At 55.1% G+C, this 16,559-nt stretch carries 16 protein-coding genes; 8 read left to right on the plus strand and 8 right to left on the minus strand.

The window, feature by feature from the left end; all coding sequences use genetic code 11:
- Position 1 precedes the first annotated feature (1 nt).
- Entirely contained in the window at positions 2 to 820 is an 819-nt protein-coding gene (locus KKH3_RS12680) for an isocitrate lyase/PEP mutase family protein (RefSeq protein WP_039360125.1), read from the plus strand.
- A gap of 11 nt (positions 821 to 831) precedes the next feature.
- Here the strand turns inward: KKH3_RS12680 and KKH3_RS21820 are convergent, their stop codons facing one another.
- Positions 832 to 1,074 (minus strand): hypothetical protein, encoded by a 243-nt coding sequence (locus tag KKH3_RS21820; RefSeq protein ID WP_234991505.1) that lies wholly within the window; start codon positions 1,072 to 1,074, stop codon positions 832 to 834.
- Between the two features lie 309 nt (positions 1,075 to 1,383).
- On the opposite strand from KKH3_RS21820, the gene KKH3_RS12685 reads away from it, so the two are divergent.
- Both KKH3_RS12685 and KKH3_RS12690 read left to right on the plus strand, forming a co-directional pair.
- Complete coding sequence (locus KKH3_RS12685; RefSeq protein ID WP_039360127.1) at positions 1,384 to 2,751, plus strand: pyridoxal-phosphate dependent enzyme; 1,368 nt, start codon at positions 1,384 to 1,386, stop codon at positions 2,749 to 2,751.
- Between the two features lie 45 nt (positions 2,752 to 2,796).
- Positions 2,797 to 3,957, plus strand: a complete 1,161-nt coding sequence (locus KKH3_RS12690) for a trans-sulfuration enzyme family protein (protein WP_039360130.1) — start codon at positions 2,797 to 2,799, stop codon at positions 3,955 to 3,957.
- 375 nt (positions 3,958 to 4,332) lie between these two features.
- Here KKH3_RS12690 and KKH3_RS12695 read toward each other — a convergent pair whose 3' ends face one another.
- A complete protein-coding gene (locus KKH3_RS12695; RefSeq protein WP_039360133.1) occupies positions 4,333 to 5,421 on the minus strand; it encodes an NADH:flavin oxidoreductase/NADH oxidase in 1,089 nt (362 codons plus the stop codon).
- An 85-nt stretch (positions 5,422 to 5,506) separates the two neighbouring features.
- Here KKH3_RS12695 and KKH3_RS21825 point away from each other — a divergent pair, with 85 nt between their 5' ends.
- From KKH3_RS21825 to KKH3_RS12710, 3 genes are all read left to right on the plus strand, one after another.
- The gene (locus tag KKH3_RS21825; protein WP_029368079.1) at positions 5,507 to 5,812 is read left to right on the plus strand and encodes an ArsR/SmtB family transcription factor; all 306 of its coding nucleotides are present in this window, start codon (positions 5,507 to 5,509) and stop codon (positions 5,810 to 5,812) included.
- A 161-nt stretch (positions 5,813 to 5,973) separates the two neighbouring features.
- A complete protein-coding gene (locus tag KKH3_RS12705; RefSeq protein WP_039360140.1) occupies positions 5,974 to 7,521 on the plus strand; it encodes an FGGY-family carbohydrate kinase in 1,548 nt (515 codons plus the stop codon).
- Positions 7,518 to 8,546: a 2-hydroxyacid dehydrogenase gene (locus KKH3_RS12710; RefSeq protein ID WP_039360144.1), complete on the plus strand. Its 1,029-nt coding sequence runs from the start codon at positions 7,518 to 7,520 to the stop codon at positions 8,544 to 8,546. Before KKH3_RS12705 ends, KKH3_RS12710 begins: the two co-directional genes overlap by 4 nt.
- A gap of 49 nt (positions 8,547 to 8,595) precedes the next feature.
- Here the strand turns inward: KKH3_RS12710 and KKH3_RS12715 are convergent, their stop codons facing one another.
- The 5 genes from KKH3_RS12715 to KKH3_RS12735 are packed head-to-tail and all read right to left on the minus strand — an operon-like array spanning position 8,596 to position 14,097.
- Positions 8,596 to 9,537, minus strand: a complete 942-nt coding sequence (locus KKH3_RS12715) for a carbohydrate kinase family protein (RefSeq protein ID WP_039360147.1) — start codon at positions 9,535 to 9,537, stop codon at positions 8,596 to 8,598.
- 43 nt (positions 9,538 to 9,580) lie between these two features.
- Entirely contained in the window at positions 9,581 to 10,579 is a 999-nt protein-coding gene (locus tag KKH3_RS12720; protein WP_039360150.1) for an ABC transporter permease, read from the minus strand.
- Positions 10,576 to 11,568: an ABC transporter permease gene (locus tag KKH3_RS12725; RefSeq protein ID WP_039360153.1), complete on the minus strand. Its 993-nt coding sequence runs from the start codon at positions 11,566 to 11,568 to the stop codon at positions 10,576 to 10,578. Before KKH3_RS12725 ends, KKH3_RS12720 begins: the two co-directional genes overlap by 4 nt.
- Entirely contained in the window at positions 11,565 to 13,112 is a 1,548-nt protein-coding gene (locus KKH3_RS12730) for a sugar ABC transporter ATP-binding protein (RefSeq protein ID WP_039360155.1), read from the minus strand. Before KKH3_RS12730 ends, KKH3_RS12725 begins: the two co-directional genes overlap by 4 nt.
- 4 nt (positions 13,113 to 13,116) lie before the next feature.
- A complete protein-coding gene (locus KKH3_RS12735) occupies positions 13,117 to 14,097 on the minus strand; it encodes a sugar ABC transporter substrate-binding protein (RefSeq protein WP_039360158.1) in 981 nt (326 codons plus the stop codon).
- 238 nt (positions 14,098 to 14,335) lie between these two features.
- On the opposite strand from KKH3_RS12735, the gene KKH3_RS12740 reads away from it, so the two are divergent.
- A complete protein-coding gene (locus KKH3_RS12740) occupies positions 14,336 to 14,857 on the plus strand; it encodes a 1,2-dihydroxy-3-keto-5-methylthiopentene dioxygenase (protein WP_039360162.1) in 522 nt (173 codons plus the stop codon).
- A gap of 92 nt (positions 14,858 to 14,949) precedes the next feature.
- Positions 14,950 to 15,414, plus strand: coding sequence for a YehS family protein (locus KKH3_RS12745; RefSeq protein WP_039360165.1), 465 nt, complete (start codon positions 14,950 to 14,952; stop codon positions 15,412 to 15,414).
- A gap of 102 nt (positions 15,415 to 15,516) precedes the next feature.
- Here the strand turns inward: KKH3_RS12745 and KKH3_RS12750 are convergent, their stop codons facing one another.
- Positions 15,517 to 16,509, minus strand: a complete 993-nt coding sequence (locus KKH3_RS12750; RefSeq protein WP_412458866.1) for an Rpn family recombination-promoting nuclease/putative transposase — start codon at positions 16,507 to 16,509, stop codon at positions 15,517 to 15,519.
- Positions 16,510 to 16,559: the final 50 nt, after the last annotated feature.

Below are 16,559 nucleotides of genomic sequence, written 5' to 3' on the forward strand. Positions count from 1 at the left end.
TATGAGCGACAAAAGTAGAGCGTTTCGCCTTCTTCACGAATCCGGGAATACCTTTGTCATCCCTAATCCATGGGACATTGGCACGGCCAGAATACTTGAAAAAATGGGTTTTATGGCTCTCGCCACAACCAGTGCAGGTCTCGCCTTTTCTCTGGGAGTAACTGAAGGTCAGGTTCCTTGGCAACAGACAATTCACCATTGCCGGAACATCGCCGAAGCGACCACGCTGCCCGTATCAGCCGATCTGGAGAAAGGAATGGGAGACAGTCCAGATAGCGCCGCTGAAACCATCAGGATTGCCGTTGACGCCGGACTTGCAGGCTGTTCTCTTGAGGATCATACCGGCCAACCAGAAGCCCCTATCTTCGATTTACATCTCGCGGTCGAGAGAATTTCAGCAGCGGTTGAATCGCGTGATGCATGTGATCCAAATTTTGTTATTACTGCGCGCGCTGAAAATTTCATGTGGGGTCATCAGGATCTTGATGAAACGATCCTGAGGCTTCAGGCGTTCGAAAAAGCGGGAGCAGATGTTCTCTATGCCCCAGGAATTCATGATCTCTCGATGATTCACACCCTCTGCCAGTCTGTTAAAAAGCCTGTCAATGTTGTAATGGGGTTGCCCGGAAATGTTTACAGTGTTGAAGAACTTTCACAAGCCGGAGCCAAACGTATAAGCGTCGGAGCCTCAATGGCTCGATTCGCCTATGGCGCATTCGTACAGGCAGCACAGGAGGTCAGTCGTGATGGCACTTTTTCTTATTCAAAACATGCCATGGGTTTTTCAGAGCTTGAGGCTTTTTTTCGAATAAGCACGTGATGATCGTACCATTAATTTTCCCAGCCCATTTCACGGTACGTCATACGATCTAGCTCAGCAAAAGGTGTTTTATATTCCCCCCAGTTCATAAATGAGTAATAGCGCGTCATTGCTTCAAAACGGCTTGAGGCCTCTACTTCCCATATAAGTTTTGAATCTGGATGTAAAAATTTTTTAGCTGCCTCTCCGCGTGAACCCGCAAGACAGAAAGTCTGGGATCCATCAGGCTCAACCCATAGTTCATGTCTCAACATTCACCCTCTTTTTGAAAAAATACGCCACTATCATCGGCCAAATATTATTTGGCATAGATTAACAGTAATTTACTCTTCACTAATTGAATCAATGCCATGAGAGTAATCCTTACCTATATAATAAAGCGATTTATTAATCCTTTCGCTGGCAGTCTATACGCCCGCACCGCTACGCCTCTGCACATCCTTACGGCCAATCAGAATATTATATTACTTAAATGCATATTCTTTGGTGATTTACTTCGTTCATTTTCGATTTGCAGCAGATCTACTATGTGGCATCCACCATTTTCGACAGAGTGAAATGCTATGAAAAGTGCCGATGCCGTTTTCAACCTGATCGGTCATACGCCGTTGCTGGAGCTTACCCAGTTTGATACCGGCCCCTGCCGACTGTTCGTCAAACTGGAAAACCAGAACCCCGGCGGCTCGATTAAGGACCGTGTGGCGCTGTCTATGATTGAAAACGCAGAGCGTCAGGGCTGGCTGAAACCGGGTGGCACCATCGTTGAAGCCACCGCTGGCAATACCGGACTTGGTCTGGCACTGGTCGCCGCACTGAAGGGATATCACCTGATTCTGGTGGTGCCGGACAAAATGAGCCGCGAGAAAATCTTTCATCTACGGGCACTCGGTGCCGAAGTGCGGCTTACGCGCTCTGATGTCGCCAAAGGCCACCCTGATTACTATCAGGATTATGCCCGTCGTCTGACAGAGGAAACGCCCGATGCGTACTACATCGATCAGTTTAATAATTCGGCCAATCTGGAGGCGCACTACCGCACGACAGGCCCCGAACTGTGGCAGCAGATGGAAGAACAAATTGACGCTGTCGCCGTCGGCGTGGGTTCCGGTGGCACGCTGGGCGGGTTAACCCGCTACTTTGCCGAGGTGTCGCCGCAGACTGCCTTTGTCCTTGCCGACCCCGCCGGTTCGATTCTGACGGACTATATACAGCGCGGTGAATATGGTGAGGCAGGAAGCTGGCTGGTGGAGGGGATTGGCGAGGATTTCGTGCCGGATCTGGCCGATTTCACTCAGGTTACCCACGCTTACGCGATTGATGACGCCGAGTCTTTTCACACCGCTCGGGAACTGCTGCGTAAGGAAGGCGTGCTGGCTGGCTCCTCCAGCGGCACATTACTGGCCGCCGCCCTGCGCTATTGTCGAGCACAAACCGAACCTAAGCGGGTCGTCACCTTCGTTTGCGACAGCGGCAACAAATACCTGTCCAAGATGTTTAACGATTACTGGATGATTGAGAAAGGACTTATCACGCGCCCGTCACACGGCGACCTGCGCGATCTCATCACCTATCGCCACGATGAAGGTGCCACGATTTCGGTGTCACCTGACGACACGCTCAGCGTGGTACATGCCCGTATGCGGCTCTACGACATCTCCCAACTTCCCGTATTAGACAACGACCGCGTCGTCGGCGTGATTGATGAATGGGATCTGCTAAACAGTCTCAAAAACGATACCCAGCATTTTTCACTGACGGCGCGCGAGGCGATGTCCGATCAGGTCAAGACGCTGCCAAAAGAGGCGTCGCCTGACGATCTGCTGGCAATTTTTGACCGGGGGTTTGTTGCTGTGATTCTCGACGGCGATCGTTTTCTCGGTTTGATCACGCGTACAGATGTCCTGAACCACTGGCGGCAGACGCTTCGCTGATACGTTGCTCACGCTTCTCTTTTCTTATCACTTAGGATGTGAACCATGCCTCAATTCGATACCCAAACCGTTCACGCGGGCTATACCCCGGACAGCACTGGCGCAGTCATGCCCGCGATTTATGCAACCTCCACGTTTGCCCAACCCGCACCCGGTGAGCATACCGGCTACGAATATTCACGCAGCGGCAACCCGACGCGTGCGGTGCTGGAGGCGGCGATTGCCGAACTGGAAGGTGGGACGCGAGGCTTCGCTTTTGCCTCTGGTCTGGCCGCCAGTTCCACATTGCTGGAACTGCTCGATCAGGGTAGCCATATCGTGGCCGTGGACGATCTCTACGGCGGCACCTGGCGTCTGTTAGAAAATGTCCGCAAACGCACCGCCGGATTGCAAGTGACCTACGTTGACCCCGCCGATCTCACCGCGCTGGAACACGCCATTACGCCGCAGACAAAAATGATCTGGGTCGAAACGCCGACCAATCCACTACTAAAACTGGCCGATCTGGCAGCCATCGCTACGTTAGCCAAAAAACATCGGCTCATCAGCGTGGCGGATAACACCTTTGCTTCACCGGCGATTCAGCGTCCGCTGGATGTGGGGTTTGATATCGTGGTGCACTCCGCAACCAAATACCTCAACGGCCATTCAGACGTGATTGCCGGGCTGGCAGTCGTCGGCAAGAACAGTGAACTGGCGTCACAGTTGGCCTATCTGCAAAATGCGATTGGCGGCGTACTCGACCCCTTCAGCAGCTTCCTGACGCTGCGCGGCATCCGCACGCTGGCGCTGCGAATTGAACGCCACAATCAGAGCGCTCTTCAACTCGCACACTGGCTGGAACTCCAGCCGCAGGTGGAGCAGGTTTACTATCCGGGGCTACCGAGCCACCCGCAGCACGGGTTGGCACAGCAGCAGATGCGCGGCTTTGGCGGCATGATCTCTGTGAGGTTGAAGGGTGATGAGGACTATGCGCGTGAGGTTATTAAGCGCACGCGATTATTTACGCTGGCAGAGAGTCTGGGCGGCGTGGAAAGCCTGATTAGCCAGCCCTACTCCATGACCCACGCTTCCGTGCCGCTGGAAAAAAGACGACAAAAAGGGATCACGCCACAGCTGCTGCGTTTATCCGTGGGGATTGAAAATGTGCAGGACTTAATCGACGACCTGTATCAGGCACTGAATGCGAGCAATATAAGTGAATGAAACAGGCGGCATCTGCCACTCATAGCATTAGGAAACGTCAACCAACGCGTATCGTTTATGGCACCGATCTTCACGGCGTAAAAATTATGCTGAGGTGGACATGAACGCCGAGTGAGCGACAGGACGTCGCGAAAGTCAGTGCCGCGTAGGGAACGCGTCACTGACGGCTCGAAAGGCGGGCATGGGCACCGAAGGAACCGCGTTAGCGGCATAATTCCCGCCAAAAAGCCTGGGTTCTTAAGGCGCCGGCGATTGGGCGCCCTAAGTCGGGCGTGGCATCAATGCCACAGAGAAACTCCGCGGCTTATCACGCACGAAACCTACTGTTCCTTGTGTTGGAATGCATCTAACTTTCACAAAGATAGCTATCAGGGGTTAATAGCGCTCCAGCCAGTGGGCGTAAGGCGCGGGTAGCGTCCACGAGGCGCGTTCAATGCCCAGTTCGCGTGCAGCCTGATAGCTCCAGTGCGGGTTCGCCAAATGCGCTTTACCGACCATCACCAGATCCAACTGACCCGATGCCACCGCCTGTTCAGCCAGTTCCGGCGTGCCGAAGCCCCAGGCGGAAGAAACAGGCAGATCGGCCTGTTCGCGAACCTGTTTAGCAATCGGTCCCATAAAGGCAGGTGCCCACGGAATGTTAGCTTTTGGTGTAGAGAAACCGATGCTGACGCTGAGCATATCCAGCCCTGCGGCCTTGAAGCGGCGCGTCAGTTCAATGGATTCCTGCAAGGTTTCTTCATCACGGCCGTCAAATTCAATCACGCCGAAACGGGCGGTCAGCGGCAGGTGTTGTGGCCACACGTCGCGAACGGCAGCCAGCGTTTCCAACAGAAAACGGCTACGGTTGTCAAAACTGCCGCCGTACTGATCGGTGCGTTTGTTGGAATGAGCGGAGAAGAAACTCTGTGCCAGATAGCCGTGAGCAAAATGCAGCTCCAGCCATTCAAACCCAGCGTCCAGCGCGCGGCGAGCCGCAGCGACAAAATCATCACGAACGCGGGCAATATCTTCCAGCGTCATTTCCTGCGGCTGTTTGGACAGATTCGCGCCGAACGCTTCTGCCGACGGGGCAATGGTCTGCCAGCCGCGTGAGTCGCCAGCAGGAATGTGGTCGTCACCTTCCCAGGGAATATTGGCGCTAGCTTTGCGTCCAGCATGCGCAATCTGAATTCCCGGCACGGAGCCTGCATCCTTAATGGATTTAGCGACCTTGGCGAACGCCTGCGCCTGCTCATCGTTCCAGATACCCGTGCAGTGCGGGGTGATGCGGCCTTCGGGTGCAACAGCCGTCGCTTCCACGATAACCAACCCGGCACCACCGCGCGCTAGCGAGGCATAATGCACCTGATGCCATTCGTTGATCAGGCCATCATTTGCGGAATAGGTACACATTGGTGGAACGGCAATGCGGTTGCGTAACGTAATGTCTTTCAGTTTGAAGGGTTGAAACAGTGCGGACATAATTTCCTACCTTGTCTGGTTACTTCGATATTTCGATATTATTCGAATAATAGATTTTAGACAACCCTGACGCTATAATTCGCCCATGAGACCTTTTAAGCACCCTACCCCCGATGAGTTTACCCTTGAGCGCGTCCTGTACGCCTTGAGCGACCCCCTGCGCATGGAAATCGTCCGCTGTCTGGCCGTGCAAGGAGAAGCCACATGCAGCGAGCTTGACGGGGGGCGCCCGAAATCCAGCGTGTCGCACCATTTTCGCGTCTTGCGTGACTCGGGTCTGCTGCATACCACCAACATCGGTACTACGCACATCAACCGACTGCGCCGCAGCGACATGCAACAGCGCTTTCCCGGCCTGCTCGACGCCATTTTGTCTCAACCCGCCGAGTAACCTTTCGCACCAATGGCGGCCTTTCCGCCATTGCACCGCCTCCGTGATTCCAACCTCTCCGCTATTTCAACATTGATGCTTTGCTTTGCATTTCTATGAATATAGCGACCGCCATTTTTCCATTACTCTGATGCTGATACGGGTTTTATGAGGCGGCGTGGATGGACTACTACATTGGCATTGATATCGGGACCTCAAAGGTCAAATCGGTGCTATTCGATGCCGATTTCAATGAACGGCTGATTGCGTCAGCCAACACCGTCACCTACTCTCCGCTGCCCGGCTACGCTGAGCAAGATATGTCTCATGTGTGGGACGGTGTGCTCTCTACCCTGAAAACGCTGGCCGCTTCACCACTGCTACAACAGGGTCGCGTACACGCCATCGGGCTGGCCGGACAAGGTGAAGGCGTCTGGCTGAGCGATCGTCACGGTCACCCCATCCGGCAGGCCATCCTCTGGAGCGATACCCGCACAGCGGAACAGGTTCATCAGCTTAAACAGCGCCCGAATCTGGAAGCAACGCTCTTTCCCGAAACCGGTTCTCCCCTGCTCCCTTGTAACAGCGCGCAGCAGCTACGCTGGCTGGCACAGCATCAGCCGGATGCGCTGAACGAGGCCGATTACTTCTTTTTTGCCAAAGACTGGGTTCGTTTTCGACTGACGGGACAGGCGAATCTGGAACTGACGGACACCGGTACGTCGCTGCTGGATCTGCATAGCGAGACGCTGTCAAAAACCGTGCTGGATAAGCTCGACTTACAGGCGATTAGGCCGCTTTTTCCGCCGTTGCTTTATCCCGATGACATCGCTGGAACGCTGAGCGATGCCGTCGCCGCACAGACGGGGTTGCCTGCTGGTATCCCCGTTTGTGCAGGCGCACTGGATGTGTCTGCCGCCGCGCTGGGCATTGGAGCCATTCACGACGGCGACATTTTCACTATTCTCGGCACCACCTGCTGCACCGGCATTGTGTGCCGCGGTTTAACGCAGGTGAGCCTGCAAACCCGGTTTGTCGCACACGCCTGGCCGGGTCACTATCTCAATCTGTTCGCCATGCAGTCCGGCACGCCAAATATCGACTGGGCGTTGAGCACATTAGCTGACGAGGCCGATTTTCAGACGATTAACGCCCGTATTTCTCGCGTGCCACCCGGCAGCGGCGGCGTCTTCTATCAGCCTTACCTTAATGGTGAACGCGCACCGTTTTACAGCACATCGGCACGGGCGGGATTTTTTGGTATCGAACAATCCACGACTAACGCGCATTTACTGCGCGCGGTCTTTGAGGGGCTCGCCTACGCGATTACCGATTCGCTCAGCGGCTATCCTGCCCACGGCGATCTCTACATCGCCGGTGGCGGTGCGGCCTCAGCGACTTGGCTGCAAATCATCGCGGACTGCACTGGACGGCGGGTGATCGCCAGTTCGGTCAAAGAGCTCAGCGCTTGCGGTGCCGCTCGCCTTGCCGCCCTGTCCATCGGAGAAAGCGCCAACGTGGTTCCCGCAGCCAACGCGCAGGCGTCGACGTTTCTCCCCGATGCCGACGCCCATCGGCAGTATCAGACACTGTTTCCGGTTTTTCGCCAACTGCGCGACCAGCTACAGCCGCTCTGGCAGGCACGGGCTCAGGCGCTTAGTGCGTTAGACCATCAGAGCGCAGCACACTTGCACACGGTACCTACCTCACAGGAAAGTATTGCTTCATGAAAATCGTATTTACCGCCGAATATGGTGGCAGCCTTGATGCCTTTCAGGCGCTGGGGGAGTTGGTGGTAGACGGTTGGGCTATCGGTCAGCCCAAACTGAGCGAAGCGGCGCTGATTTATCTGGCGGAGAACGCCGACGTTATCGTCACCAGCTATGACGATATTACCGCCCGCGTCATTGAGGCTTGCCCTCACCTGCGGCTCATCGCCTGTACCCGCGCCAACCCGGTCAACATCGATATCGAGGCCGCGCGCCGTCGGGGAATCCCGGTCCTTTACACGCCCGGGCGCAATGCCGATGCCGCAGCAGAATTAACGCTGGCGCTGATGCTGAATGCCACACGCCACATCCCTCAGGCCCATAGCGCGCTCAAACGCGGTGAGTTCACGCGCGAAACCCACAGCGCCACACAGACGCAGGCCGGATTACGTCAGGATGTGGTGTGGGACGTAGACCAGCACAGCCCGTATGAAGTGTTCAAAGGCGGCGAACTGCGTAATAAGACGCTCGGCATTATCGGCTATGGCAGTATCGGTCATCGGGTCGGGAAGCTTGCGCGCGCCTTCGGTATGCAACTGCTGATTGCGGATCCGTACGTCGCCGCCGAAGAGATCGACGAACCGGGCATTCGCAAAACCACGCTGGACGAGCTGTTTTCGCAGTCCGATTTCGTCAGCCTGCACCTGAACAGCACACCGCAGACCAAAGGGTTGGTCAACCTCGACAGGCTCAGAACCATGCGCCCCAACGCCTATCTGATCAACACCTCGCGTGCCGCCGTCGTTGTCGAAGCCGATCTGATCGCGGCGCTACGCGAAAAGTGGCTGGCAGGTGCCGCACTTGACGTTTATGACAGCGAGCCGCTCTGGCGTCATCACCCGTTTATTACCGAATTTGATAACGTGGTACTCACACCGCACATTGCCGGCGCGACGCGGGAGACGCTGGTGAAACACACCGCGATGATCGCCGCCGATCTACAGCGGTTCATTCGCGGCGAACCGCTGCTTTACGAATGGAAATAAACGCGGCACCGATCGAGTAGGTCAACGTCTCCTAGTAGGTCAGCACCTCCTAATAGGTAGGCGCTTCAGCCATAAACCGCTGCGTATGTTCCCAGTCAATCACGCCCGCATCGGAGCCCAGTCCGGTAGCCACCAGCCCTGACACCGCCGAACCGAGCTGGCAGGCCTGTTCCAGATCCCAGCCTTTCGCCAGACCAGCAATAAAACCGCCACAGTAGCTGTCGCCGCAGCCCGTGGTATCCGATACCGCCACGCGGTAGGCTGGGATGTGCAACGTGATATCCTCGCTGAACACGTAGGACCCTGCCGCGCCGGCTTTGAAAATACAGGTGCTAACGCCGCGATCGAGAAAGAAAGCCGCAATGTCTGTCGGCTGAGTCAGGCCGGAGATAAACGCGGCCTCCTCCAGCGACGGCATAAAGTAGTCCACATCCGGCAGCAGCGGTGTCAGCAGAGACAGCGTCTCCGCATTCGGTGCAATCAGGTCAAAACTGGTCGTCAACCCTTTGGCTTTGGCGTGGCGAAGCAGACGCGCGCTCTGCCCCTGATCCATTTTCGCCAGCAGCCCTGTACCGCCGTGGTGCAAGAAACGCGCGTTACACACGGCGTCAAAATCCCGCTCGTCGATGAACAGGTGATCTGACGCCCCGCGATAGTGTAGCGCCGGACGCTCACCGTCTGGGCGAATAGTCAGAATGGTCGCCGAGGTCGACGCCGCCGTCGTTCTCTGAACCAGAGAGCAGTCGATACCCAGTTTGCGATAGGTCGCCAAAATAAAATCGGCTTTTTCATCCTCACCGAGGCAGGCCGCCGTCGCCGTGCGGATACCCAATTTAGCCGCGTTCATCGCCGCACCGCTGGCCGTCCCGGCAGGGTTAAGGCGAATCTCATCAATAAAGTGGACGCCGCCGCCTTCAGGCAAACCGCTCACCGGCCTCCCAGCAACATCCAGAATAGTTAACCCAACAAAAACTGCATCAAACTGACTCACGCTTGCTCCTTCAGATTCTGTTTTTTATTCGTGTTCGATTCATTTACTGCCGCTGGCGCAGCCGCCCTTGCAGGAAAGAGAGCGCCAGCGCCAGTACCAAAATCACACCGCTCAGCGCATCTTTTACGATAAAGTTCAGCCCCATCAGATTCAAACCGTTGGCGATCATGCCGAGAAACAGTACGCCGATTAGCGTCCCAGACACATTCGGTCGCCCCTGCGCATGAAACGCGGTACCGATGAAAACGGCGGCAATCGCGTCCATCAGGTAAGCCTGTCCGGCCAGCGGCGTAAACTGCCGCAGATTGGCGGATAACACGACGCCGCCGATGGCGCACGTCACCGACGTGACAATCAGCAACCAGAACATCGTGCGCCGCACGTTAACGCCGGCAATCAGCGCCGCTGGCGCATTCACCCCCATCGCATGGATACGTTTACCCGCAACCGTCCGTTCAAATAACAGGTAATAGGCAAACCACAGCACCGCGACAATCACGATCGGCACCGGAATGCCCCACAGGTCACCCACAGCCAGCTCGTGGTACTGCGGTGCCATCCGGCGGTAAGCGATCGGCCCGCCGCCCTCGGTGTAAATGCGTTCAATACTGCTGCCGATAAACCAGGTTCCCAGCGTTGCCAGGAATGGCTTAATTCGACAATGAATAATCAGTACCGCATTAACCAACCCGACCAGCGCACCACCCGCCAACGCGGCCAATACCGCAGCCTGCCACGGCAGACCATAGACTTTGAGTGCCACCAACGCGAAGGCGGCGCCAAAGTCCAGCGCAACGCCCACCGACAGATCGATCCCACCGGCCGTCACCACTAGCGTCATGGCCAGCGCCACAATCAACAGCACGGCGCTACCTTGCAGCAGATTTCCCCAGTTGCCTAACGTCAAAAATATTGGGTTTTGCAGCGAGAAAAACACCAGAAAAGCCAGCAGAATGACCAGAAAACCATAGCGGATAAAGAACGACAGTCCCAGTCTGCCGCCCGGCAACGCGGGCTGCGCCGCCAAAGAAGAACTTTTCACGCGTGACTCCTTTGCCTGCGTAGCGAAGCGGCGGCGAGCACCACCAGAATCAGTACGCCCTTAATCGCGCCGACCCAGAAGATATCAACTCGCAGCAGCGCCAGACCGTTCGACAGGGCGTTCACCAGCAGCGTGCCCAGCAATGCCCCCCAGATGGTGACCACCCGACGGCGAGAGAACGCCGCGCCAAGAAACGTCGCCAGTACCATCTCTAACAACAGCGGTTCTGCCGTGCCGGGCGAACTGCCGGATCCTTGCGCTACCAGCGTCAGCGAGGCCAGTGCCGCCGCCAATGCACCTAACAGATACGAACCAATAACCAGCGGCGTGTGGGAAATGCCCGACAGCTGCGCCGCTTCGCGGTTTCCACCAGCGGCCTGCAAATGCTGACCCCAGCGGCTATGGTGAACGATAAACTGAAATAAGAGGAAGACCAGCAGCATGAACCAGACCGCCAGCGGCAAACCCAGCAGAGTGCTATCACGAAACGCCACAATCACCGGATCGCTCACGCTGATGCGCCGCTGCTGGGTCAGCAAATTGGTGAGCCCGATAACGGCTACGGAACAGGCTAATGTCGCCAACAGCGGCGGTAGCCGAATCGCCACCACCAGCGCCGCATTCACCGCGCCTGCTAATAACGCCGCCCCTGCCACGTACACAATCAACCACGAATAGCTGATATCCGCGTTCGTCAAACCGTCGCTGATTATCGCTACGGCAAGTACCGCAATCGCGGGCAGCGAGAGATCGATACCGCCAGAGACAACATCATCACCGCCGCCCGTAATGACGCAGACTAGCCCGAAGCACAGGATCGCCAGCGGCGCGCTTTGCCGCAAAATAATGGTGATGTTTTGCCAACTGAGAAAATAAGGCGCACTCAGGCAGAGGAATAGCAGCAGCGCCGCAAACAGTAGTAAGGGAATATGATTGAAAAGTCGGGCTACACGCGGCGTCGAGCGGAGGGATTGTAGGGCGCGAGTCATACCGCCTCCTGCGTTCGGCCGCTGCTGGTCAACGCCAGCAGACTATCCAGCGAGAGGAGTTCCGTCGGCACATCGGCGATGAGCTCACCACGCCACATCACCAGAATGCGATCGCAAAGCCCCAGGAGTTCGCCGTCATCACTGGAAGAGACAATAACAGCTCGCCCTTCTGCCGCGAGCTGTCGGGTAAGCTGATAAATTTCCGCTTTCGCGCCAATATCGACGCCCAGCGTCGGTTCATCAAGAATAAATAGCCGGGTATCGGTCTTTAGCCAGCGCGCCAGTATCACCTTCTGCTGGTTGCCGCCGCTTAAATTACGCACAGGAACGCTGACATCGCGCGGCCGGATATCCAGCGTCTGCGCCAGATGAGTCGCCTGCGCTACCGCTTGCTTACGCCGCAGCCAACCGCGCCAGGCTACCGCAGGTAAAGAAGCCAGATTGATATTGTCCGCCACCGATAGCGGTAAAATCAGCCCGTCATGACGACGATCGCGCGGCACCAGCGCCATTTTCTGTGCGATGGCCTGTACCGGAGAATGTGGTCGCAGCGTCTGACCATTGATCGCAATATGTCCCTCACGGGCGGGCGAAATACCATAGAGTGCATCAATCAGCGCCTCACGCCCCGAGCCTAACAGCCCTGCTATGCCAACGATTTCTCCCGCCGCGACCTGAAAACTAATCGGCTGGAAATGTTGTCGATCCGTCAGTTGTTCAACCTGTAGCAAAGGCGTCTCACTTCTCTCTGTCTTTCGTTTCCCGTCAAACAGGCTAGCAATCTCCCGTCCCACCATCAGGCGAATCATTCCATCGATATCCTTCGTCTCAGGATTTTCCAGCGTCGTCACGCCCTTACCATTGCGTAACACGGTGACGCGATCGCAGATATCCGCAATTTCATTGAGATAGTGGGAAACATAGATAATGGCGATGCCGCGCTGTTTCAGCGTCTGGAGCATATGCAGTAGTTGCGTGGCTTCACGCGCCTCCAGCGGCGCGGTCGGTTCATCAAACACCACCAGCCGCGCCTTACCATCAATCAGTGCCCGCGCAATCTGTACCAGTTTACGTTGCGCCAAACTTAAATCCCGAATCAGCAGGTTGGCATCTATCGATAAATTGAACGTGTGTTGAAAAAACTGTTCCGTTTCACGCCGCATCGCCCGACGATCGACACCTCGCCAACGGCTCACCATTTCCTGCCCGAGAAACACCGATTCCGCCACGGTAAAATGGGGAATCAGATGCAGTTCCTGATGGATAAAACGAATGCCGTGCGCGTGAATAACCGCTGGCGTCACGGCGGTCAGCCGCTGTCCATCGATAGCAATCTCACCGCTGTCTGCGGCATAGACCCCAGCCAGCACCTTGATTAAGGTCGATTTCCCCGCGCCGTTTTCCCCAATCAGGCCAAGAATTTCTCCCGGCCGAACCGTTAGTGATACGTTGTCCAGCGCGGAAATCCCCGAGAACTGCTTGCTGATATGCGTCATTGCCAAACCGCCGCCGGACGGCGACGGGGCTGAGTGATATCCCGACATAGCCTTACTTCAGTTCGCCATAGCCAAGCTGTTTATAGACCGCTTTGGCTTCTGCCTCCCCTTTGACGGGCAACACTGGCACAAACGTCTGCGGTAGAAGCGTAGCACCCGCGAAATAGCGAGCGACGTTTTTCGCCGATGTGGTGCCAATCAGACGCGGCTGCTGCGCAACGTTGGCAACAAACGGGCTGCCTTTCTCCGCCATAATTTCCAGCGTTTCTGGCCCGGCATCAATTGCCGTGACCTTCACATCCTTGTCACGCCCGGTTTCTTCCAATGCCTGCACCACGCCGATGGCCGGTTGATCCCAGCAGGCAACGTGGATTGCATCCAGCGTACCTTTTGGATGCTGGCTCAGCAGCTCAAGGGTTTTCTTGCGCGCATCTTCCGGCGAGTTGGAATATTGCTCAGCCAGCTCAGGCTGAATGATTTTGATCCCCGGATAATCTTGCAGGACGTATTTCCACAAATCATAGCGGATACCACAGATTCGCAGCGCGTTGGAGAACGCGTTAAACACCGCAATATTGCCTTTTCCACCCAGCGCATCCGCCGTGTAGCGCCCAATCGTCGAACCGAGCGCGTAGTTATCTGAGGTTGTGTTATTAATGGAGTAAGACGAAACGTGATCGACGGTGAAAACCGGAATTTTCGCGTCACGCAGCGCTTTAAACTTTGGTTCTACCGCACTATCACCGAGAATACTGATCACCGCATCCACCTTACGTGCCAGCAGGATATCGTGGTTATTGGCATGAACCTGATTATCACGCCCACCATCCACGCCCACGACCTGCCCACCGAGTTTCTCAATTTCTTCGGTCGCCCCTTTGTAGGCCTCACGATCCCAAAAATGCTGTGTCCCTACGACGGCAACGCCAATGGTTTTTCCCTTCAACGACAGTGTCTCATCAGCCGCCTGAACAGAGGTCATCACCCCCGCAGCCAGCACGCATGCAGCAAGACGAGAAAAGCGAGTCTTCATCATTTTTATCCCGGTTTTTATAAAATTATTAGCAGTGAAAGAGATTAGCAACGGGAAAAGTTAAATCGAAATAACAAAAATGATAATGGCTAGTGATTAAATAGAAATAGCATTGATACACAGATGTGATGATTGTTACCTATTGAATTTGCAGTAATAAGTTATAAAAAAAGCATCTTGTTTTTTGTCCCCATAAAGTGAATGGTTAAGATTCTTCTATACCTAAGGGAAAGCCGACATGACAACGCTATCGATTTACCACCGTCCGCAGATCACACAGCCCGTCCAGCAGATCACCACGTTTAATGACATCGCTTCCCTGCTCGCCAGCGCCGGGATCCAGTTAGAACATTGGCAGACCGACGCACCTCCGCTCGACGCCAGCAGCGAAACTATTTTGACGCAGTACCATGCCGATATTGAACGTCTAAAACAGCAGGAAGGCTACACCTCTGCCGACGTGATCAGTCTGACGCCAGATCATGCCGATAGACTGGCGCTGCGGGAAAAGTTTCTTCAGGAACACACCCATAGTGAAGATGAAGTTCGCTTCTTCGTACGCGGCAGCGGAAGCTTCTTTGTGCCAATTGGCGAGCAGGTTTTCCAGCTTACCTGTGAGGCTGGCGATCTCTTACGCGTTCCCGCCAACACGCCGCACTGGTTTGACTGCGGTGAATTTCCTGATTTTGTCGCGATCCGTATTTTTACCAATCCAGAAGGCTGGGTTGGGCACTTTACCGGACGGGAGACGTTTCACTAATTCCACAATTCCACGATCGTTTCTGCATTTCTCCGCCGTTCCCTTTATACTGTGCGTTTTGTACGAAGACGAACGGCGAGACCCCCTCCGTAATGATGAACAACGATGTCCTGCGCAGCGTGCGCTATATGCTGAATTTCAATAATGACCACCTGCTGAAGATCCTGGCGCTGGTGGAGATGACCGTCCCTCCCCAGCAGTTGGCGAGCTACGTCAAAAAAGAGGGAGAGGAAGGCTATCAGCCTTGCCCGGACATCGTGATGAGTTATTTCCTGAATGGGCTGATTCTGCAAAAACGCGGTCAAGATGAAAACCAGCCTGCGCCGCAGTTTGAGCGCAAGATGACCAACAATATTATTCTGAAAAAGCTGCGTGTCGCGTTTTCACTCAAAACCGATGATATTCAGGCGATCCTGCTGGCACAGAATTTTCGCATTTCAGTGCCGGAAGTCACCGCGATGATGCGCGCGCCTGACCATAAAAACTATCGTACCTGCGGCGATCAGGTGATCCGCTACTTCCTGAAAGGGCTGACGGCGCGAGTCCGTAAAGGCTAAAAGCAACGCGTTAGCGAAAGGACGTGAGCGTTGCCTGACTGACCTTTCTCGTAAAGGCATCAGCAACGCTCGGTTTTTAGTGCGGTATTGTTTAGTACAGTATCAATGCTGTGTGTCATGCAGGATAGCCGTAACCAGTTGCTCCAGCTCTGCTTCCTCAAGCTGAGTGACCTGCTGCACACTATGCTTATCCATCCCTGTGAGTAATAAATTACGGGCAATTTGTCTGGCACTGCTTTTCATTCCTTGTTCAATGCCCTGCTCCAACCCTTGTTCTAGCCCTTGCGCCAATCCTTGTTGAATGCCGTGTTGGATTCCTTCTTCGAATCCCATTTTTTTCAGTTGTTCTGCAATCGTCATAATGTCCTCCTGACCGGTTGATAGCGGTGCAGCCAGTGCGTTAATGAAATCTGCGGGTTTGGATGTGTTTCCCGCTTGTGCAATATAAAATAACAGCGCCCGACGCTGCGTCAGTGGCACCGACCAGCGTTCAAATAGTAACCCAATCTCCCGCGCCAACTCCAGCATATCACGGGTACGAATATGCTTCTGTACCAGTTCCAGTAACGCCATACGTCGGTGCGTACGGATTTCATCGTCTGGCATAACAGTTAAATCCACCAGCGGGAAAGGCTGTTCATACAGTGCTTGTGCCAGTACGGGATCGGCGAAGTTGTCCAGCCAGCGAAGGCTGTAGGGATAAGGACGCGCTCTGCCATGATAAAACAGCAGTGGCACCACCAGCGGTAAGCGATCGTGCCCCTGATCCAGATGTTGCTGCATGGCAGCCAGACAATAGCGCAGTAGCCGGAAAGCCATCTGCTTTTCCGGGCGGCTTTGGTGTTCAATCACACAGTAAATATATCCTTTACCTGCGGTGGTACGCAGCGAGTACAGCACGTCCGATACCCGCGCGCGCAGCTTTTCATCAATAAACGACGCGGATTCCAGTTGCAGCGTGCTGAAATCACAGCGTTTGCGGATTTCATCCGGCAGATGAATCGTCAGAAAATCCCGTGCGACCGCGATATCGCTGAGAAACTGTTTGAAGATCGCATCATGCGATGGCATCTCGTCTCCTTCCCTGTAGACCATGACTGAAAATTCAATAGAGAGGGTAACGGGGATGCGATAACAAAGCAGAA

Origin of the sequence: Pectobacterium actinidiae (assembly GCF_000803315.1) — a bacterium.
Classification (GTDB): Bacteria; Pseudomonadota; Gammaproteobacteria; order Enterobacterales; family Enterobacteriaceae; genus Pectobacterium; species Pectobacterium actinidiae.